The 18,961-nt window shown below is 64.0% G+C and carries 18 protein-coding genes and 1 riboswitch; of the genes, 9 read left to right on the top strand and 9 right to left on the bottom strand.

Annotated features, from left to right (window positions below):
• Positions 1-22: 22 nt before the first annotated feature.
• The 4 genes from BACI9J_RS01130 to BACI9J_RS01115 all read right to left on the bottom strand — a co-directional run bounded on the left by BACI9J_RS01130 (position 23) and on the right by BACI9J_RS01115 (position 5,131).
• Complete coding sequence (locus BACI9J_RS01130) at positions 23-973, bottom strand: siderophore ABC transporter substrate-binding protein (protein ID WP_159732524.1); 951 nt, start codon at positions 971-973, stop codon at positions 23-25.
• A 169-nt stretch (positions 974-1,142) separates the two neighbouring features.
• Entirely contained in the window at positions 1,143-2,291 is a 1,149-nt protein-coding gene (locus tag BACI9J_RS01125; RefSeq protein ID WP_159732521.1) for a mannitol-1-phosphate 5-dehydrogenase, read from the bottom strand.
• Positions 2,291-4,342, bottom strand: coding sequence for a PTS mannitol transporter subunit IICBA (locus tag BACI9J_RS01120; protein ID WP_159732518.1), 2,052 nt, complete (start codon positions 4,340-4,342; stop codon positions 2,291-2,293). Before BACI9J_RS01120 ends, BACI9J_RS01125 begins: the two co-directional genes overlap by 1 nt.
• Before the next feature lie 66 nt (positions 4,343-4,408).
• On the bottom strand, positions 4,409-5,131 hold the full coding sequence (locus BACI9J_RS01115) for a TetR/AcrR family transcriptional regulator (protein ID WP_014923084.1): 723 nt from the start codon (positions 5,129-5,131) through the stop codon (positions 4,409-4,411).
• A 129-nt stretch (positions 5,132-5,260) separates the two neighbouring features.
• Between BACI9J_RS01115 and ptsP the strand changes: the two genes are divergently transcribed.
• From ptsP to BACI9J_RS01090, 5 genes are all read left to right on the top strand, one after another.
• Positions 5,261-6,961, top strand: coding sequence for a phosphoenolpyruvate--protein phosphotransferase (gene ptsP, locus BACI9J_RS01110; protein ID WP_159732516.1), 1,701 nt, complete (start codon positions 5,261-5,263; stop codon positions 6,959-6,961).
• A gap of 28 nt (positions 6,962-6,989) precedes the next feature.
• Positions 6,990-7,268: an HPr family phosphocarrier protein gene (locus BACI9J_RS01105; protein ID WP_159732513.1), complete on the top strand. Its 279-nt coding sequence runs from the start codon at positions 6,990-6,992 to the stop codon at positions 7,266-7,268.
• 172 nt (positions 7,269-7,440) lie between these two features.
• On the top strand, positions 7,441-7,851 hold the full coding sequence (locus BACI9J_RS01100) for a helix-turn-helix domain-containing protein (RefSeq protein ID WP_159732510.1): 411 nt from the start codon (positions 7,441-7,443) through the stop codon (positions 7,849-7,851).
• 2 nt (positions 7,852-7,853) lie between these two features.
• Positions 7,854-8,657 (top strand): alpha/beta fold hydrolase, encoded by an 804-nt coding sequence (locus BACI9J_RS01095; protein WP_159732507.1) that lies wholly within the window; start codon positions 7,854-7,856, stop codon positions 8,655-8,657.
• A 169-nt stretch (positions 8,658-8,826) separates the two neighbouring features.
• Positions 8,827-9,090, top strand: a complete 264-nt coding sequence (locus BACI9J_RS01090; RefSeq protein ID WP_236558289.1) for a DUF6480 family protein — start codon at positions 8,827-8,829, stop codon at positions 9,088-9,090.
• Positions 9,091-9,203: 113 nt separating this feature from the next.
• Here BACI9J_RS01090 and BACI9J_RS01085 read toward each other — a convergent pair whose 3' ends face one another.
• Positions 9,204-10,268 carry an ATP-dependent DNA ligase gene (locus BACI9J_RS01085; protein WP_159732501.1) on the bottom strand — a complete coding sequence of 355 codons (1,065 nt, stop codon included), beginning with the start codon at positions 10,266-10,268 and terminating at the stop codon, positions 9,204-9,206.
• Positions 10,269-10,313: 45 nt separating this feature from the next.
• Here BACI9J_RS01085 and BACI9J_RS01080 point away from each other — a divergent pair, with 45 nt between their 5' ends.
• Both BACI9J_RS01080 and BACI9J_RS01075 read left to right on the top strand, forming a co-directional pair.
• A complete protein-coding gene (locus BACI9J_RS01080; RefSeq protein WP_159732498.1) occupies positions 10,314-10,547 on the top strand; it encodes a hypothetical protein in 234 nt (77 codons plus the stop codon).
• A 129-nt stretch (positions 10,548-10,676) separates the two neighbouring features.
• Positions 10,677-10,823, top strand: a riboswitch (cyclic di-AMP (ydaO/yuaA leader).
• A gap of 2 nt (positions 10,824-10,825) precedes the next feature.
• On the top strand, positions 10,826-12,241 hold the full coding sequence (locus tag BACI9J_RS01075) for a hypothetical protein (protein ID WP_159732495.1): 1,416 nt from the start codon (positions 10,826-10,828) through the stop codon (positions 12,239-12,241).
• A 202-nt stretch (positions 12,242-12,443) separates the two neighbouring features.
• On the opposite strand, the gene BACI9J_RS01070 is transcribed toward BACI9J_RS01075, so the two are convergent.
• A complete protein-coding gene (locus tag BACI9J_RS01070) occupies positions 12,444-13,658 on the bottom strand; it encodes a PucR family transcriptional regulator (protein ID WP_159732492.1) in 1,215 nt (404 codons plus the stop codon).
• Between the two features lie 210 nt (positions 13,659-13,868).
• Between BACI9J_RS01070 and ald the strand changes: the two genes are divergently transcribed.
• Positions 13,869-14,987, top strand: coding sequence for an alanine dehydrogenase (gene ald / locus BACI9J_RS01065; RefSeq protein WP_159732489.1), 1,119 nt, complete (start codon positions 13,869-13,871; stop codon positions 14,985-14,987).
• A gap of 147 nt (positions 14,988-15,134) precedes the next feature.
• On the opposite strand, the gene BACI9J_RS01060 is transcribed toward ald, so the two are convergent.
• From BACI9J_RS01060 to BACI9J_RS01050, 3 genes are all read right to left on the bottom strand, one after another.
• Positions 15,135-16,010 carry a hypothetical protein gene (locus BACI9J_RS01060; protein WP_159732486.1) on the bottom strand — a complete coding sequence of 292 codons (876 nt, stop codon included), beginning with the start codon at positions 16,008-16,010 and terminating at the stop codon, positions 15,135-15,137.
• Positions 16,007-16,558, bottom strand: a complete 552-nt coding sequence (locus BACI9J_RS01055) for an RNA polymerase sigma factor (RefSeq protein WP_159732483.1) — start codon at positions 16,556-16,558, stop codon at positions 16,007-16,009. The genes BACI9J_RS01060 and BACI9J_RS01055 overlap by 4 nt, the downstream gene beginning before the upstream one ends.
• A 92-nt stretch (positions 16,559-16,650) precedes the next feature.
• Positions 16,651-17,376, bottom strand: coding sequence for a hypothetical protein (locus BACI9J_RS01050; protein ID WP_159732480.1), 726 nt, complete (start codon positions 17,374-17,376; stop codon positions 16,651-16,653).
• A gap of 351 nt (positions 17,377-17,727) precedes the next feature.
• Here BACI9J_RS01050 and BACI9J_RS01045 point away from each other — a divergent pair, with 351 nt between their 5' ends.
• On the top strand, positions 17,728-18,933 hold the full coding sequence (locus BACI9J_RS01045) for a WXG100 family type VII secretion target (protein WP_159732477.1): 1,206 nt from the start codon (positions 17,728-17,730) through the stop codon (positions 18,931-18,933).
• Positions 18,934-18,961: the final 28 nt, after the last annotated feature.

Below are 18,961 nucleotides of genomic sequence, written 5' to 3'. Positions count from 1 at the left end.
GGATTTCAGGTGATGCTTGGTGTCAGGCGACAGAGTCGGCCACTGCCGTGACCATGGCCTGGACGTTGTTCAGGCCGTAGCCCACGATGTACCAGCCGGCGGGATCGAGGTTGACGATCTTGTTGTTCTTGGCAGCGTTGGTGGACTTCACGAGCTCGTTGTCCAGGATGGGGTTGGCCGCGGAGCCAGCGGTGCCAATGGCGGTGTCGCGGTTGATGACGTAGAGGATGTCCGGGTTGGTTTCCTTGATGTATTCGAAGGAAACAGCCTCGCCGTGGGAGCCCTCGGTCTTGACGTCGGCCGCAGTGGGGACGCCCAGGACATCGTGGATGATGCCGAAGCGTGAGCCCGCACCGTAGGCGGTGACTTCGCCGCCGGAAGTCAGGACGATCAGGCCCTTGCCGGCCGCAGCGGCCTTGGTCTTGGTCTCAGCCACCGTCTTGTCTACCTCTGCGAGCTTGGAAGCAACGTCGTCTTCCTTCTTGAAGATCCTGCCGAGCTTCTCAGTTTGGGCCTTGAAGCTTTCCATGGGCTTGGCAGCGTCCACGGAGAGATCGATGGTGGGGGCAATCTTGCTCAGTTCCTCATAGGCGCCGGCGGTGCGGCCGGAGACGATGATGAGGTCCGGGGCTGCGGAGCTGACAGCTTCGAAGTCGGGTTCCTTGAGCGAGCCCACCTTGGCGTACTTGGCCTCGGAGAACTTCTTCAGCGCCTCCGGGTAGCTGGCCTCGGGAACACCGGTGGGCTCCACGCCGAGCGCATTCATGGTGTCCAGGACGCCGAGATCGAACGTGACAACCTTGGCCGGGTTCACGGGAACGTTGGAGGTTGAACCCTGAGCGTGCTCGATGGTGATGGTGCTGGCTTCCTCGGGCTGCGAAGACGCCGTTGCCCCGCCTCCACATGCCGTAACGGTCAGCAAGGCAGCGCCTGCAGCCAGTGCCCCGATGTAGCTCGACAGCCTCTTTTTCACGCCGGTACTCCACTCACTAATAAGTCATAGATGTGTTGCCTAATTGCCCTTTTGACTCTATTAGTAAGGTGAGGCTAACTTCAAAACCGAAAGGCTCTCCAGCGGGTGAAAGTGACCGAAGTCACGCGTTTTTCTCCCGCTGGAGAGCCTTTATTACTCGGACGTGGCGTTACGACTCGGCTTGGCGATCCTCCACGAGCTTCTGGACAGCCGCGAAAAGCGGATGCGACGGCGTCAGTTCAGTGATGCGTTCGACGGCGGCAGCCGCGTCCAGCTCGGACAGCAGGTTGGCGAGCTCCACGGCTTCGTCGTCGTTGCCGTCGTCAAAACGAAGCGCTGCTGACATCGCCTCAAGAAGAGCCACCGGAGCAACCCCGCGCTCGGCCAACTCCGCGGCAGGACCAACAAAGCGCTCGTGCCGGCTGAGCTTCCGCAAGGGCGCCCGGCCTACACGGTTTACGGTGTCCGGCAGGTGCGGGTTGGTGAAGCGGGACAGGATCTTCTGCACGTACGCTTCCTGCTCGGCCTCCACGAACCCGTGCTTGGCCACCAGCAGTTCCTTGGTTTCCTCCAGCACAGCCCGGACCTTCGCCGCCACGGACGGATCGGCCATGGCATCGGAGATCTTCTCCAGGCCGGCCTGGTAACCGAAGTACGCCGCCGAAGCGTGGCCGGTGTTCACCGTAAACAGCTTGCGCTCGATGTACGGGCCAAGCTCGTCCACGAACGTGGCACCCGGGATCACCGGCGCATTGCCGTCAAACGGCGTGCGGTCAATAACCCACTCATAGAAGGTCTCAACCGTGACATCCAGGCCCTGGCCCGGCGCCTGGTTGGGGACAATACGGTCCACTGCGGTGTTGGCAAAAACCGCGACGGCGTCCAAGTCACCTGCGGAATCGTCCCAAGCCGCCAGGATCTCCGTGTGCAGGAGGTCCGTGGCATTGATGGCGTTCTCGCAAGCCATGACCTGGAGTGGCGGCAAGTCCGTGGGACGGGCTGCCAACCCTCGGGCGATCACCGGCGCCACGAACTTCAGGATGTGCGGCCCCACAGCAGTGGTGACCACATCCGCCGTCGAGATTTCCTCCACAACGGCGGCTTCCTGCGACGCGGAGTTGAAAGCCCGGAAGCCGGTGACGGTCTTGACCGCCGGATTCTCGCCTACCTCGTGGACGTCGTAGCTGCTTGCCGATGCGAGCTGGCTGATCAGGGCGTCCGCCACATCAGCGAACACCACCTCATAGCCGGCCTCGTGAAGCAGCAGCCCCACGAAGCCACGCCCGATGTTGCCTGCCCCAAAATGGACTGCCTTCACTATGCGTTGACCTTTCCGAACAGTTCCAGCACTTCATCAACCGTGGCGGCTTCCTCCAACTGCGCCACCTGGGCCTTGTTGGTGAAGATCTTCGCGATGGAAGACAGGATGTGGAGGTGTTCATTGTTGAGGCCGGCCACGCCAACCACGAACTTCACTTGCTTACCGCCCCAGTCGATTCCCTCCGGGTAGCGGATGATGGACACGGCCGAGTGATTGATGTGTTCCTTGGCATCGTTGGTGCCATGCGGAATCGCCAGGAAGCTACCCATGTAGGTGGACACGGATTCCTCGCGCTCGTGCATCGCGTGAACGTAGCTGACGTCAACGGCGCCACGGTCCAGCAGGAGCTTTCCGGCCTCATCGATCGCGGCGTCACGATCCGTTGCAGTACCGTTCAGGACCACGCTTTCGCGGAGCAAGACACCTTTGCCTTCGACGGCGGGAGCCGGTTCAGCGGCATGCGAACCGTGCGCGGGGGCTGCTGTTGCGGAATCTGCGGTGGGCTGGACGCCTCCTGCAGGGGCCGCCGTCGTGCCAGTACCGGGAGCCGCGCCTTCAGTGTTGCTGCTGCGGACCAAGTCAACGATTTCGTCGTACTTGGGGCTGTTCATGAAGTTGTCCACCGAGTAGTGCACGGCGCTGGCCGTCCTCGGCTGGGCACGTTCGGTCAGGTCCTGGTGCGTGACCACAACATCAAAGGTGTCGTTGAGGTTGGCGATGGCCGAGTTGGTGACCTTGACGTCCGGGAATCCGGCCGCCTTGATCTTGTTGCGCAGCACCGAAGCGCCCATGGCACTTGAACCCATACCGGCGTCGCAAGCGAACACGATGTTCTGCACCGGGCGGGTGAGGACGGTTCCCTCACCCTGGGCACCGGTGCGTTCGCCGGTGAGTGCGGAGGAGACCGAGCTCTTCTTGCCCTTCATGGCTTCCATGCGGGAGGTGGCTGCGGAGAGATCGTCCTCGCCCTTGTTCTTGGACGTGCGCAGGATGACCGCAGCGATGAGGAAGGACACTGCCGTGGCCAGGACCACTGCCAGAATCACACCGACGTAGCTGTCACGGGACGTCTGTGCCAGTACGGCGATGATGGAACCGGGAGCGGCAGGAGCTACGAGGCCGGAGTTGGTGATGGCCAGTGTGGCGATGCCCGTCATGCCGCCGCCGATCGCGGCAAGGATGAGGATGGGCTTCATCAGGACGTACGGGAAGTAGATCTCGTGGATGCCGCCGAGGAAGTGGATGATCGCTGCGCCGGGAGCCGAAGCCTTTGCGGCACCGCGGCCAAAGAACATGTAGGCCAGCAGGATGCCGAGGCCCGGGCCGGGGTTGGCTTCCAGAAGGAACAGGATGGACTTGCCCTGGTCCAGCGACTGCTGAATGCCCAGCGGGGTCAGTACGCCATGGTTGATGGCGTTGTTGAGGAAGAGAACCTTGGCCGGCTCAATGAAAATGCTGGTCAGCGGCAACAGTCCGTTATTGACCAGGAAGCCCACCACCGCACCGGCGCCATCGGTGAAACGCTGAACAACCCAGGAAAGGCCGTAGAAGCCGCCCAACGCCAACAAGGCACCCCAGATACCGGCGGAGAAGTTGTTGACCAGCATCTCGAAGCCGGGGCGGATCTTGCCGTCCCAGAGGCGGTCGATCTGCTTCATGGTCCACCCGCCCAGGGGGCCCATGATCATGGCCCCGATGAACATGGGTGCATCCGTACCCGCGATCACTCCCATGGTGGCAATGGCACCCACCACGCCACCCCTGACGTCATAGACCATCCGGCCGCCTGTGTAGGCGATCAGGAGCGGGAGGAGGTACTTGACCATGGGGCCAACAATGCCCCCGTTGGGATCGCCTTCAGCGTTGGTGCCGAAACCGCCCAACTCGGCTACGGGAATCCAGCCCTTCTCGATGAACAGGGCTGTGATGAGGCCCCAGGCGATGAAGGCGCCGATGTTCGGCATGATCATGCCGGACAGGAATGTCCCGAACTTTTGGACACCAACGCGGGCGCTGGTGCGGGGCTTCGCAACGGTCTCTGTTGCCATGTGAATTCCTAACGTGTATCCCGCTGCGGCGCGGGGTCAGTCGATATAGATCGAGAGAGAACAGCCTTAGGAGCTGCTGGAAATGCGGTGAAGCCACTCAAGGAACAGCTTCAATTCAGAGCTGGAAAGTTGGTCCGAATGCGAGGCCTGCAGTGCCGCATTCAGGGCGATTGCCGCAACAACCACGGATGACTTACCGGAGTCGTCCGCTGCGGCGCCACGGGCGGTGTCCGTGGAGACAGCAAAAATCATGGAATCCCGGGTCATCGTTGAGAGCTCGAGGTTCCTTTCTTCCACCGGTTCAGCGATCAGCATGAGCGTGACGCCCACGTTGGCGGCCAGAATGCTGCGGGCCGCTTCGCGGGGCGGCACGTTGATCTGACCGGAGATAGCAGCCTTGTTCAGCATCTCCTCCAGAAGCGCCTCAGCATCGGCCACGATTGCCGGGCGGCTTTCCGGCCTGATGTTGCCGAACATCACCAGATACAAATGGGGTTGGCTCAGCCCGAACTGGACGTGGTTGTCCCACATCCGCCGGACGTCTTCCAAGGGCTCCCCGGACGGTGCAAAATCCCGCTCGCCCGCCACATACTCTTCAAATCCGGCTGATACGACGGCGTCGAACAGGCCTTCTTTGTCGCCAAAGTGGTGGTAGAGCGTGGGCGCCGTGACCCCGGCAAGCTTGGTGATCTGGCGCGTTGAGACCGCTGACCCCTCCGAGTTCGCCAGCAATTCGGCAGCTGCGCGAAGCAACCGAATTTTGGGCGGAAGCTGGTCATCGAAACTCATAACCGCTACCCTAGCACCTATAGCGTTGCTATATGAAGTGGCTCACAAAGGAATTTTGTAGGCTAGTTTTCGAGGCTCCCGGTGCCGTCGCCGGCGGGCCTGAACCAACAAGCAGGAACAGAGGATTCAGTGCAGAATTTCCAAGGAGTAGGGGTAAGCCCTGGCCGCATCATTGGTTCCGTTCGCCAGATGCCCAAGCCGGTGAGCGAACCGCCGTCGGGAGAGCGCTTGGCTGCGGATCTTTCGCCGGAGGAAGCCGTCGCGGGCTTGAAAGCGGCTGCGCAGGCGGTCCATGACGAGCTCAAGGCACGTGCGGACAGTGCTTCCGGCGACGGCAAAGCCGTCCTCGAAGCCACCGCGCTCATGGCCAAGGACACCATGCTCCTGAAATCGGCCGGCAAGCTCATAAACGCCGGTTCCTCGGCTGAGCGTGCCATCTGGGAAGCCGGCGCTTCGGTCTCCGAAATGCTGCACAACCTTGGCGGCTACATGGCCGAGCGCGCCACCGACGTCCTGGATGTGCGCGCCAGGATCGTGGCCGAACTCCGCGGCGTCCCCGCTCCCGGAATTCCTGCCTCGGACACGCCGTTCATCCTGGTAGCCGAAGACCTCGCCCCGGCCGACACCGCAACGCTGAATCCCGCTGTGGTCCAGGCACTGGTTACGTCCGGCGGCGGCCCACAGTCGCACACAGCCATCATTGCCCGCTCGCTCGGCCTGCCTGCTGTCGTTGCAGCCCACGGTGTTGACTCCCTAGCGGATGGTTCCGAGGTGTACGTTGACGGCGCGGCCGGTTTCGTGGCCGTTTCACCGTCCGACGAGCAGCGCGCTGCTGCCACAGCCTGGGCCGAAACGTCCGCCACGCTTGCCGAATTCGACGGAAACGGCACGACGGCGGACGGCCACTTGGTGCCGCTCCTCGCCAACGTCGGCGGAGCCAAGGACGCCGTGGCAGCTGCCGCTTTGGGCGCCCAGGGCGTGGGCCTGTTCCGTACCGAGTTCTGCTTCCTGGAGCGCGACACCGAGCCCTCCGTGGATGAGCAAGCCGCAGCCTACAAGGCCGTGTTTGACGCTTTCCCGGGCAAGAAAGTTGTCCTGCGCACCCTTGACGCGGGGGCCGACAAACCCCTCCCCTTCCTCACCGATGCCACCGAGCCCAACCCGGCACTGGGCGTACGCGGCTACCGCACCGACTTCACAACACCAGGGGTCCTGGAGCGCCAACTCGAGGCCATTGCCCGGGCCGCCTCGGAATCCGAGGCCGATGTGTGGGTCATGGCACCCATGATCTCCACGGCTGCCGAAGCCGGACGTTTCGCCTCACTCTGCGCCGCCGCTGGAATCCAAACGCCGGGCGTCATGGTGGAAGTTCCCTCTGCTGCACTGACTGCCGCCACCGTGCTGCGGGAAGTCGGATTCGCCTCCCTGGGCACCAACGACCTCACCCAGTACGCCATGGCCGCCGACCGCCAACTGGGCCCCCTGGCCGAGCTCAACACTCCCTGGCAGCCGGCCGTGCTCCGGCTCGTGCAGCTCACCGTTGAAGGCGCCGCTCAGGAAGGCTCCGGCCGCGAAGGCGATCCCAAGCCCGTGGGCGTCTGTGGTGAGGCAGCCGCAGACCCTGCCCTCGCCGTCGTACTGACCGGCCTGGGCGTCACCACACTGTCCATGACCGCGCGCTCGTTGGCCGCCGTCGGGACTGTGCTGAAAACCGTGACGCTGGAGCAGGCGCAGGAACTCGCGCGGCTCGCCCTGTCTGCGCCAAGCGCCCTGGAAGCACGCGACTGGGTCCGTGCCAAGCTCCCCGTGCTCGAAGAACTCGGCCTCTAACTTTCGCTTCCGACCTTTAGGAGAAACCATGCCCGAACGCACAGCCACCATTGCCAGCCGCTCCGGACTGCACGCCCGCCCCGCCGCCTTGTTCGCCGAGGCAGCCGGCGAGCAGCCAGTGGAGGTCACCATTGCCATGCAGGGCGAGTCTGCGGATGACGCTCTCGACGCCGCCAGCATCCTTTCGCTCATGACGCTCGGTGCCGCTAAGGGCGACGTCGTTGTGCTGCGGGCGGAGGGCGACGGCGCCGACGCGGCACTGGATGCACTGGTGAAGCTGCTGGAGACGGACCTGGACGCGGAGTAACCGCTCGCCGGCGCCCTCTTGCCGGCGCCCGTTTCGATGGTTCCCTGCCAGCAATGCCGTGCGCACGGCATGATCAGCAGGGAACCCCCGAAACGGGCGGCAGTGTTGCTCGGCTGGGCGGACGTACGTGAGGCAAACCGGGTGCGGGCAGACCTCAGGCTAGGCTTCTGCCATGGCATTGATAGCTCCCCGCGTAACGGCCGGCCTCCCCGCTGAAGACGCCCGGAATCTGGCACGCTCCCTCCAAGACAGCAACGACATCACCGTGTTCGTTGACGGCACGGTCCACCGCCTGCCGGATGAGGCGAGGGACGCCGTCGTGGACCTCTTGGCCAGACTGAGCCGTGGTGAAACGGTGACGGTCAGCAGCGTGGAGGAAATGCTCACCACCTCTCAGGCTGCGGAGCTCGCGGGCATCTCCCACACCTATCTGCGGAACATGACTGATCGCGGTGAAATTCCGGTTGAGTACCGCGGGACGCACCGACGGATCCGTCAGGCTGCCATCATGGCGTGGCTGGAAACGCAGAAGAAGAAGCAGGCGGAGGAAGCGTCGGATGGGAACATGGCGACAGAGAAGTGAAAATGCCAGGTAACACGAAAGACCTGCTCTCTGCCGACGTCGAGGTCTTGGGCCTGAGCGGACGGATCCTCTGGGCCGAGGGCACGCCTCCGCCTGAACCGGGCGCGGAATCCCGGAGCGAGCCCGCATACATTCTGATTCATGGGATCGGCGTATCGCACCGGTACTTGGCGCGGTTGCACGCCGTTCTTTCTGCGAACGCGCCCACTTATTCGTTGGACCTGCCCGGTTTTGCCGGGACGCCCAAGCCCGGCCACCAACTGTCCGTAGAGGAGTACGGCGCTTTCATTGCTGCGGCCCTGAAGTCCTGTGGCATCGATTCCTATGTGTTGGTGGGCCATTCCATGGGGGTGCAGTTCGCCATCGAGGCTGCCCTGCATGCGCCGGAGCAGATCCGGCAACTGGTGCTGATGGGGCCGGTGGTGGACTCGCGGCACAAGAACGTTCGCCGGCAGTCTCTGGCGCTTTTCCTGGACGGGCTGCTCCGTGAGAGTCCGTCGTCCAACTGGATCGTCATCTCGGATTACTTCCGATGCGGGCCGCGCTGGTATCTCACTGAGCTCCCCGTCATGATGGCCTACCGGACGGAGGAGCGGCTGGCGGGTGTCGGTGTACCGGTTCTGGTTTTGCGCGGGAGCCGCGACCATGTGGCCGGCCCGGATTGGTCGCTGCGGTTGTCCAGGGCAGTGGCACAGGGGCGTTTGGTGGAGATTCCGGGCGTGGGGCATGTGGCACAACACATGCGTCCCCAAGCCGTGGCGGAGGCAATCAGGAGTTTCGTCTCCGCAACGACTCAGCACCGCTAAGTCCGCACCGTTAAGCACTAGCGCACGACGCCGGCGCCTGGCTTGGGTGCCGCTCGCCAGGCTTGGGTGCCGCTGGACTGAGGTGCTACGTGGCTTGTCCCGGTGGGCTGGTCCCGGCTAGGCTGACGGAGCAAGCGCATTAGTAAGTTTGCTTACGAAAGGGCTGATCGTGACTGACAAAGACTCGAATGAAGAGACCCAGGGCTTCGGAGCCACCGGCGCTACCGGACCCTTCGACACTACGTCCGATGCCGACAGCATCCACGAGGACCCGGACATGCGCCAGGACGAGGACGACGATCCCGCAGCCTCCGCCAACCCCGACCCCCTCGACGGCAACGTCACGGGCTTGGAGCCTGGCGGCGGAGTACCGCCGGGAGAAACCCCGCCCGCCGAAGGCAGCATGAGCAGCGACCAAGGCCACGAGGAGTAGCCCGCTGCCAACCCACTGTTACGTTGCCAACCCGCTGTTACGTTGCCAACCCACTGTTACGTTGCTGGCTAGCGACGTAACAGCGGGTTCGCCATGTGCTTGCGGGATCCCGGCTAGCGCAGTTTCAGGATCTCCCCGAGATCGTAAGCAACGGGCTCTTCCAACTGCGAGTACGTGCAGCTCTCCGGAGTACGGTCCGGACGCCAGCGCCGGAACTGCGTGGTGTGCCTGAACCTGTCCCCCTCCATGTAGTCGTAGGCTACTTCGATCACCAATTCGGGGCGCAGTGGCACGAAGGAGAAATCCTTGCCCCCGCTCCACCGGCTTTGGGCGCCGGGCATGCGTGAACCTCCGGCAGCTTCGTCCTGCTTGGCCCATTCACCCCACGGGTGCTCACCGAGTTCAACTTGGTAAGGCTCAAGCTCAGCCACCAGGGCCTCGCGCTTGGCCATGGGGAACGACGCCACCACTCCTACGTGATGCAGCCTGCCATTGTCGTCGTGCAGGCCAAGCAGCATGGAGCCCACTACTTTCGCGGTCTTATGCCAGCGGAAACCTGCCACCACGCAATCCGCAGTGCGCTCGTGCTTGGTCTTGAACATCACCCGCTTGTTGGGTTGGTAGGCCCCATCCAGCGGCTTGGACAGTACTCCATCCAGGCCCGCGCCTTCCAATTGCACGAACCACTCCTGCGCCCGCTCGAGGTCGGTCACCGCGGGAGTTACGTAGATGGGCGGCTCTGCCTTGGCGAGCGCACGTTCCAGGACGGCCCGACGCTCGGAAAACGGCTTGTCCATGAGGTTCTCATCGCCAAGTGCGAGGATATCGAAAGCAACCATGGAGGCAGGAGTCTTCTCGGCCAGCATCCGCACCCGGCTATCAGCTGGGTGGATCCGTTGCTGGAGTACCTCGAACTCGAGCCGGCTTCCCTCGATCAGGATGATCTCGCCGTCGATCACGCATTTGTCCGGCAGGTTCTTCCTGAGTGCGTCCACTACCTCGGGGAAGTAGCGGGTCATTGGCTTCTCGTTGCGGCTCCCAAGAATGATCTCGTCGCCGTCCTTGAAGACGATGGTCCGGAACCCGTCCCACTTGGGCTCATAGTGCCCAACATCCGGGATGGCCGGAACGGATTTGGCGAGCATGGGCGAGACGGGTGGCATCACAGGCAGGTCCATAGACAATGTCTACCTGCCGGTGCGTGCCGAAGCTAGTGTTAGGCCATGGATATCTTGCTCGTGTTGTCGGCAGTGTTGGGCGTTCCCGCCTTGCTGGCGGGGCTCTGGTACTGGTCCTCACGGCAGAACAGCAGAGGAAACGTTCGTCGCGGAGCTACCGGTGGAATGCTGGGAGTGGTGGATGAAATCTTCCGGCCCGAGACCCACCAAGCGGTACAGATCCAGAAGATCCAGCATGAGTTGCCTGCACCCGCACCGGCCCCGAAGCCTAAGTCATAGAACCCTTCCGTCTGGGCAGCCGTACCGCCCGTTACATTAATGTGACTTTACTTTCCGGCTCATGTACCGTCGTAGGGCGACCCGTATCTCCGCTGGGCCGCTTCCGGATTGACGCCGAGCTCTGCCGCAATCCGGGATCCGCCAGACCCGCGGCAGAGGCGGGGGACCCACAGTTCCCGGGCTTGGTTTCCAAGTCCTTGGGGTGAAGCCGCTTAGGCGGCCGGACGGCCTCGTCCGAACCCGACAGCTAACCTCGAAGGCGTTGAGAGGCAACAACCATGTCCCCAACCATGGATCAGCCGCGCCGCGCCCAAACTGAAGGCGAGCGCACCAAGCCAACCGGACGCCGTCGGGCCCAACCCAGCGGACCCCTTGCCGGCGCACCGACAGATTCAGCCGCTGCGTTTCAAGACCCAGTTAACACGAGCACGACGCCGGAACCCGCCACTGCGGCGCTGCCCAGCGTCGCGGCCCCCGCCACGCGTGCGGAAATCCGCGCGGCTGAGCGGGAGCGAGCCGCTCAAGCTGTGATTGCGCCCGAGGCGCCGGCAGCTCGGAAGTCCACCACGCCAGGACCCCCTACCGCGGCCATTCCCATCGTTCCGCCGGCCATCGTTCCGCCAGCCAGTGTTCCGACGGCCAGTGTTCCGGCGGCTGGTCCGGGACCGAATTCAGGGGAGTCCACCGCCCAGGAACCCGCCACGGCAGCTATTCCCGTGGTGCCGCCTGAAACCGCGGAACCCGCAACCGCCGCCATTCCGGTGGTCTCTGCCCGCGAAGAATCCGTCAGCACACCCGAACCCACCGAGTCCTCGCGAAACGGGTCCTTGCCGGCTGAGTCCCCGCGAACGGAGTCCTTGCAGACTGTATCCCCGCGCGGCTCGTCCCCCGCGCAGCTTGCCGCGGCTGCAACGGTTTCGGCATCACTGGCGAGCCGCAAGGACGTTCGGAAGCAGACTGCTGCACCCACCACCAGGTCCAGCTTCGGCTCCACGTCCTCCTTCAGCCGTGAACCACAGGCCGTCCTGCGAAAAGCGGCCTCCGTCAAACACATGAGCCAGCGCATGGCCGTGGTTGCAGGCGCCCTTGGCCTGGTCCTGACAGCCGGCGCCTTGGGACCGGCACTTGATCTGCCGTTCTTCGGACAGGAAACCCCTGCGCAGGAAGCAAGCGGGAGCGATGGTCGCAGCTCGGGTTCGGCGTCGCCCGCGCCCAAGGCTTCCTACACCACGGCGTCCTCGCCTTCGGCCTCCATCCCATCCGCAACATCAGGTGCAACGTCTTCCTCGGAAGCCGGCCAGCCCGCGACCGTTGCCGAGGCACCCGGGACGGTCTCGCCGTCGTCGGCTCCTACCCCTCAGGTTTCGCTCGCGGACCCGGTGTGGGTTCCCTCAACCGCGCCTTCTGCCGTTCCGGCCGTTCCTGGCGCGACCAGCCCGACACCCACCCAGCCGGCGCCTGCGCCGAGCGAGGTGCCGCCGTCGGACACCATCACCACTCCGCCTGCGCCGACACCAACCGCCACGCCGACGCCGACAGTTACTCCCACACCGACGCCGACCCCAACCCCCACAGGCACTGCAACGCCCACTTCCAAGCCGAAGCCGGGCAAGCCGACCGCCGCTTCGGCACCGCAACCCAGCGAATCAGCCCTTCAGGACATCCTGGATGCCGCACAGAAGGTCCTCGGTTGAGCACGCGCCTGCCCCGCACCTCCACCCATGCGGGGTGGCACGGCCGGTACTGCAGCAGCAGCCGGACTGCCACGTTCCGTGCGCGGATGGGACGTTGGAGCTGCCAGCGTTTGAGGCGCTCCTAGGCTGGATGTCCAGTAGAGCAGGAGGCAGGCACCCGGCCGGGTGCCTGCCTCCTGTGGTTATGGCTTGTGCGCACAGTTCAAATGCGGGGCCGCCCTGCCCAGCGCTTCGCCTTCAGGGCCGCATGAAGTTCGAGCCGGATGGCGCCGCTCAACGGATCGGCCCCGATCAGCTGCCGGATCCGCCCCAGCCGGTTGTAGATGCTGCTCCTGTGCAGGTGAAGTTTGGCGGCGACGTCCTGAACTGAACCGTCATTGTCGTAGAGAAGTTCCAGGACAGGCAGGAGTTCACCGTTTTTGTCCTGGTCCTCGAGCGTCTGAAAATGCACCGAACCTGTGTCATCCCAGCCCCCGGGAGCCACCAAGCGATCGAAAAGTTGATACACGCCAACAGTCCGGGAGTCCACGAGCTCGCCCAAGGGCTGATCCACTGCGGCCGCTTGCGCAGCAACCTTGGACTGCCTGTAGGCACCCGATAGTTGGCGGATCACCTGAAAGGGTTCGCTGATCCCCAGGATCACCCTGTCCACTTTGCGGCCGGCGCGTTTGGCAAGCTCCAGTTGATAGTGCACCAGAACCTGGGCGTGGTCCGCCCTGCCGCCTGATTCGCGGAACAGGACCACCGAATGCGTCTCCGTTCCGGCACTGAACAAGGCGGCGTTGACGCCGATGGTGGACTGCAGCGCAGCAGAGCGATGCGTCAAGGTAGCGGCAATGGGGTCGACGTCGGACCTCGCACCTTCAGGGTCCAGGATGGTGACCAGTTGCCACGGACCGCGGCCCTGGATTTCCTTCCAACCGGCTACCGCGGCCACAGCGTTCGATTCGCCGCTGCAGGCTGACAGGAACTCCTGTTCACGCCGTCTCCGGAACTCCGATTCCGCCGTATTGGAATCCAGGAGCAGGCCCGCCAGCAGGTCCAGCTCGTCACGGACGCCGGGCAGTTCGGCGAGTATCGCCGTCGCACTCTGTTCTTCAAGGTCCAGTTGCACCCACAAGTACCCCACCCGGAAACCGCGGACCAGAAGTGGCACGCAGACTCGGCCCAGCATGCCCAGTTGGTCGTTTGCGGGAACCACCACGGGACGGACGGCAGTGGAGATGCCGTGTGCGAGCTGCCAGGCGCTGACGTCACTGGGAACCCGCTTGCTCAGGAGGAAGTTCACGCGGACACGGTCGGCGTGGGACTGGTTGGAGCTGTAGGCGAGAAGAACGCCGTCGAGATCTTCCAGGGACAGTCCCCGACCCAGCTTTAGGGCCACGCGCTCCACGATCTGTTCAACGTCCTGCTGCATCCTCCACAGCGTACCAACAGCAGGCGACACTTGACGCTTCGGCACTCGACAAATGTCGAGCTCGCCAGGGAAAGATCCTTGTGTTTACGGGGTTTGACTCAGCGGCCAACGTCCGGCCCATGTCGCCTGCCTCACAGCCGGATTTATTCTGGAATCACAGCCCGCAACACATTTTTCGGCCGATGAGGCCGCTAACGATGGAGCCCAAAGATGATCATCGGCGTCCCCAAAGAAATCAAGAACAACGAATTCCGCGTAGCCATCACGGCCGCCGGCGTCCACGAGTTCCGCACCCACGGACACACCGTTCTGGTTGAGCGCGGCGCAGGCCTCGGCTCGGGCATCACCGACGAGGAATACTCGATCGCCGGCGCCGAGATCGTCAACGAAGCCGACGACGTCTGGGCACGCGCGGACATGGTCATGAAGGTCAAGGAACCCATTGCGGCCGAGTACCACCGCTTCCGCAAGGGCCTCATCCTCTTCACCTACCTGCACCTCGCCGCCGAACCCGAGCTCACTGCCGAGCTCATCAACTCCGGCGTCACGGCCATTGCCTACGAGACCGTGCAGGAAGGCCGCACCCTCCCGCTGCTCGCCCCCATGTCCGAGGTAGCAGGCCGCCTCTCCGTTGTTGTGGGCGCCTCCTCGCTGATGGCCCCGGCCGGCGGCAAGGGCGTCCTCCTGGGCGGCGTACCGGGCGTGCGCCCGGCCAAGGTTGTTGTCCTGGGCGCAGGCGTTGCAGGAACCAACGCCGCCGCCATGGCGCTGGGCCTCGGTGCGGATGTCACCATCATGGACATCAACATCAACCGGCTGCGCGAACTCGACGCCCTCTACCAGGGCCGCCTGAAGACCGTCGCCTCCAACGCCTACGAGATCGAGAAGTCAGTGATCGACGCAGATCTGGTGATCGGTTCCGTCCTGATCCCGGGCGCCAAGGCACCCAAGCTGGTCACCAACGACCTCGTTGCCCGCATGAAGCCCGGCTCGGTCCTGGTGGACATCGCCGTTGACCAGGGCGGTTGCTTCGAGGACACACACCCCACCACCCACCAGGAACCCACGTACAAGGTCCACAACTCGATCTTCTACTGCGTTGCCAACATGCCGGGCGCGGTTCCCAACACCTCCACGTACGCACTGACCAACGTCACCCTGCGCTACGCCGTGGCTCTGGCCAACCTGGGCGTCAAGGCCGCCTTTGACCGCGACCCCGCACTGGCTGCCGGCCTCAACATCGCTGCAGGCCACGTGGCACACCACTCCGTATCCGAGGCGCACAACCTGCCCCTGGTTACCGACTGGCACACGCTGGTTTCCGCGTAACTTCGCGCGACAACACGCACGACGGCGGGGTGCGGCTTCCACGAGAAGCCGCACCCCGCCGTCGTGGTTTATACCCGCGCCGAGTTGGCAGTTAATGACGATGTTTCCGCCAAACATTGGCATTAAGTGCCATCTCGCGGAGGGGAATCAGGGCTTTGCGGGGAGGTCCGGGATCAGTTCCGACGGAACCGGCACAGGCACACCCGAGGGGCCAAGCTTTGAGGGGTCGATCTTGGCCGGGTCGATCTCCGGCGGGGTTACAGGCAACACCGGAGGCGTGGGGATGATGCCCTTCCCGGGTTCCTTGTTGGACGGCACGTCCGGCGTCTTGGGGGCGTGCTGCGAAGGCCCGACGCCGGGATGCGGCGCAGGTGCGGGAACGGCAGGGGCGCCGGGTGCAGCCGGTGCAGGCTGAGGTTGGACCGTTGCAGGGGCCTGCTTCGGCTCTTCCCGGACAGGCAACGGCTCAACGTTGGTTCCAGCGGGGGCGTCAGGTTGGGGAGCGTTGCCGGAACCGGGGTTCAGTTGCGAGACCACTGTCCCGATTGCTGCTCCGAGGTGCTGGAAGGCGCCCGGCAAGCCACCTTCTGATGCGACGGCAGCGGTTGCACCCCCCGCCAGGGACACAGCAACGGCCAGGCCGGCAATGGCCGTCCGGCGCTTCCGACGACGCCGGGCGGCAAGTTCGTCCACGGGAGCGGACTCGGATTCGTCCACGGGAGCGGACTCGGGTTCGGCCCCGGCCGCAACTGCGCCGAGTACAGCCGTGGGTGCGCCGGACGACGCGGACGATCCCGCCGTCGTCGTGAGCTGCTGGGTCGCGGAGAGCTGCTGGGTGGCGGCCGGGCTGCCGGCCATGAGGGCGCGGACTGCGTCGGAAGGCACGGGCGCAGTGCTGGCCAGTGAGCGGAGCTCGAGCAGTTCAGTGCGGAGGTGTGCGTCGCCGGAGAGGCCGGAGTCGGCCAGCAGGTGGTCGATTGCCTGCTGGTTGTGACGTTCGCGAGGCGTTGGTTGTTCGCTCATGATGTGCCGTTCCTTAGTAGTGCACGCTTCTTAAGTGCACCCAATGCCCTGCGCTGTAGTTGTTTGACGGCTCCTTGGGACTTGCCCATGATCGCCGCGGTATCCTCCACCGACACATCGGCGACAACCCGGAGTGCCAGCACCTCCCGATAATCCTCGGGGAGGTCATCCAAAATTTCCGTGACGCCCAAACCGGCGGCACGTCCGAACGCCTGGTCTTCAGCCGATGGCACCCGCCGTGCATCAAGATCGGATTCATAGGGTGTGGAGTCCGGTGTTCGTTCGCGTCTGCGGTAGTGGTCCACCATTCGCGCATGCGCAATGGAGAACAACAAGGTCTTTGCCCCTTTGAGGCCGCCATGGAGTGTTTCCAGCTGTGGATACAGTGCCAGGAAAACGTCCTGGGTCACGGCTTCGGGATCATCGACGCCCCGAGCCTTGAGGTAGCCAAAAACTGGTCCGGCGAAGTTATTGTAGGCAGCCGTGAAGAGCAGGCCGGGATCATCCTGATCCGTCTGCACGTATTCATCAGCCAAAGGGTCAAGCACCCCTGGATGCCTCCGTCCCACACCGCACTACGTAGCGGGGCTCCTTGTCCTAAGCCAAGGAGCCCCGCCCTTAAACCGTAACCGCTGATTGCTTAGCGGACGGAATCGAGAGCTGCGCCGGGAACAGCCGGGACATTGGTGGGTACCTGCGTGGGCAGTTCAGGGGTCGCAGGAACGGCCGGGACTGCAGGCACTGCCGGAACAGCTGGCGTTGCGGGAACCGCCGGTACAGCCGGAACAGCGGGCGTTGCCGGCAATTTGGACGTAACGGCGGCGTCGACGTCGGCGTCTGCCTTTGCCGAACCATCAGCCTTGAGGCCGGCAGCCTTGCCGGCGTCCACCACGGACTTGCAGTGCGCTTCCACCTTGGCTTCTCCACCGGCAGCGATGGTCAAGGACTGGAAGCCCGGGACCTTCGTGTCAGACTTCAGGCCGCCATTGAGGAAAGCGGTGCAGAGACCGAAAGCCTCCGGGGAGGTGGCGTCTTCTACTGCACCTTTGGCCGTGGAGGTTGCGTCGGCAGCCTTTGCCTGGCCGGCTTCGGCGGCTTCAGTTGCTGTTGCCTTCGCGGTCTCGACGGCGTCCGTTGCCTTGGTCTTGGCGGTTTCGGCAGTGTCGGCTGCTGCGGTATCTGCTGCCTCCGCGGCTTTCTCAGCCACCGGGGCCGGCGCGCCAACGAGGTCGTGGGCGGACTGCTGGAATTCGGTGGGAAGTGCGCCATTGAAGGCAGCGACGCCGGTTCCGCCGGCAGCTACGGCTCCGGCAGCCAGGACGCCCGCGGCGACTTTGCTGGTGGCAAGGACAGTGAACAAGGACATGAAACCCTCCGACAAACGATGTTGGGATTGCCCCGGCCGCGGTTGGGTCGCGACCGGATGATCAGCGTGCGGACGTGGCCCGCACACCCCTTACATCGTTCGCGGCCCCGGTGAGGTTACGCCTTGCCCAAAATTCTTTTTTAGAGCTTGGAGAACTGCTTCTTATCCACATACCGCTCCTTTTCCACATTGGCTAGTTGTCCCCATGGCCGCGCACGCGGCGGCCAACTATGCTCAGGAAATGGCCCGCACCTTTGGAAGCCGGGCGAACAAGATGTCACTACGTTCAGGGGGATACGTGATGGGCCGGGAAGTATTGGGGCAGCACCACGGGATGGGGCTGAGTATCTGATGGGGCAGGGACTGGTAGGCGCGGACGTCGCGGATCTCCGGCGTCTATCCGCGGTGATGGACGCTGAAGCCGAGAAGATCACAACCCTTCAAAAGCAACTGACGGCGATGATCCAAGCAGGTTCGTACTGGCGGGGAAACGATGCTGACCAGTTCCGGAGCAGGTGGCAGAGCGACCTCCACGGACGGTTGGGAGCAGCAGCCAATTGCCTGCGGACGAATGCCCGCGCCCTGAAGCTCAACGCCGAGCAACAGGAACAAGCGTCCGCTGGGGGTTCCGCGGGCGGATCCAAAGGCGGGCCGTCCACTGGGCCGGGCAAGAGCAGCCCCGGGGCGCCCGGGTTCACGTTTGATCCCACCACTTATGGCCCGGTAACCGTCCAAGGCAGCGGCTCGATTGACAGCCAGGCAACGGGCGAAGCCCACGGCTCTGTTGGTCCCGGCGGCATCGAATTCGGGGGCTCCGGCGAGGCTTCCAGCGGTGGGGACATGACCTGGAAGGCAGAGTCCGGCTTCGGGCCCGTCAAGACAACTGTCACTAACGAAACATTCGTCGGCGCCCGTGCCGAAGGCGAGTTCGGTGCCAGTGTGCCGTTCGGGCTCGGGCTTCCAAACGCCCACGCCACCGGTGAAGCATTCGCGGGCGCGGAAAACGTCACCATCGTACGTTCAGACTTCTTTGACGGATGGGTCACCAACACTTCCACCACCCGTCTGATGACTGGAGTCGAAGCCAGCGCACACGCCACCGCCAGCAGCCCCTTCCTGTTTTCGGCTGGTGGGGAGGGCTTCGCAGGCCAAAAAATCACCGTGGATAACAACACGGAATTTGCTGGCGGGCTGTTCGCCATGGGACAAGGCGGTGAACTGCGTGCCGGGGCCTGGGCCAGCGCCGGTGAAGGCGAAGTCAGCGTCAAAGGCCGCGATGTCACTGGGACTGCGTTCAGCGCAGGAGCGGGCGCGGAGCTGACGGGAAGCCGGTACGTTGAAGTCCTGGGCCAGACCTTGACGCTCAATGCCACCGTCGCCGCAGGAGCAGGTGAGGGGCATTTCTTCACTGCTTCCATGGATGAAGACGGGCTCACCCTGGGCGCCGGAGCCAAGCTCACCGCCGAGCTGGGACTGGGCGCGGGTGGCCAAATCACCATTAGCCCCAAGGGCTTTGTGGATTCGGCCACCGGATTCGTCGACTTCCTGAACAACTGACTTTGCCACGCCCCAACGCCGGAAAGGC

The organism is Arthrobacter sp. 9V, assembly GCF_902506065.1.
Taxonomy (GTDB): Bacteria; Actinomycetota; Actinomycetes; order Actinomycetales; family Micrococcaceae; genus Arthrobacter.
This window is presented reverse-complemented; position numbering and strand designations above follow the sequence as displayed.

Bases quoted from the DNA above. Each gene is read 5' to 3' on its own strand.
- BACI9J_RS01120 (WP_159732518.1), bottom strand. From the start codon at position 4,342: ATGGCAACAGAGACCGTTGCGAAGCCCCGCACCAGCGCCCGCGTTGGT.
- BACI9J_RS01115 (WP_014923084.1), bottom strand. From the start codon at position 5,131: ATGAGTTTCGATGACCAGCTTCCGCCCAAAATTCGGTTGCTTCGCGCA.
- BACI9J_RS01105 (WP_159732513.1), top strand. From the start codon at position 6,990: ATGCCCGAACGCACAGCCACCATTGCCAGCCGCTCCGGACTGCACGCC.
- BACI9J_RS01100 (WP_159732510.1), top strand. From the start codon at position 7,441: ATGGCATTGATAGCTCCCCGCGTAACGGCCGGCCTCCCCGCTGAAGAC.
- BACI9J_RS01095 (WP_159732507.1), top strand. From the start codon at position 7,854: ATGCCAGGTAACACGAAAGACCTGCTCTCTGCCGACGTCGAGGTCTTG.
- BACI9J_RS01085 (WP_159732501.1), bottom strand. From the start codon at position 10,268: ATGGACCTGCCTGTGATGCCACCCGTCTCGCCCATGCTCGCCAAATCC.
- BACI9J_RS01080 (WP_159732498.1), top strand. From the start codon at position 10,314: ATGGATATCTTGCTCGTGTTGTCGGCAGTGTTGGGCGTTCCCGCCTTG.
- BACI9J_RS01075 (WP_159732495.1), top strand. From the start codon at position 10,826: ATGTCCCCAACCATGGATCAGCCGCGCCGCGCCCAAACTGAAGGCGAG.
- BACI9J_RS01070 (WP_159732492.1), bottom strand. From the start codon at position 13,658: ATGCAGCAGGACGTTGAACAGATCGTGGAGCGCGTGGCCCTAAAGCTG.
- ald (WP_159732489.1), top strand. From the start codon at position 13,869: ATGATCATCGGCGTCCCCAAAGAAATCAAGAACAACGAATTCCGCGTA.
- BACI9J_RS01060 (WP_159732486.1), bottom strand. From the start codon at position 16,010: ATGAGCGAACAACCAACGCCTCGCGAACGTCACAACCAGCAGGCAATC.
- BACI9J_RS01050 (WP_159732480.1), bottom strand. From the start codon at position 17,376: ATGTCCTTGTTCACTGTCCTTGCCACCAGCAAAGTCGCCGCGGGCGTC.
- BACI9J_RS01045 (WP_159732477.1), top strand. From the start codon at position 17,728: ATGGGGCAGGGACTGGTAGGCGCGGACGTCGCGGATCTCCGGCGTCTA.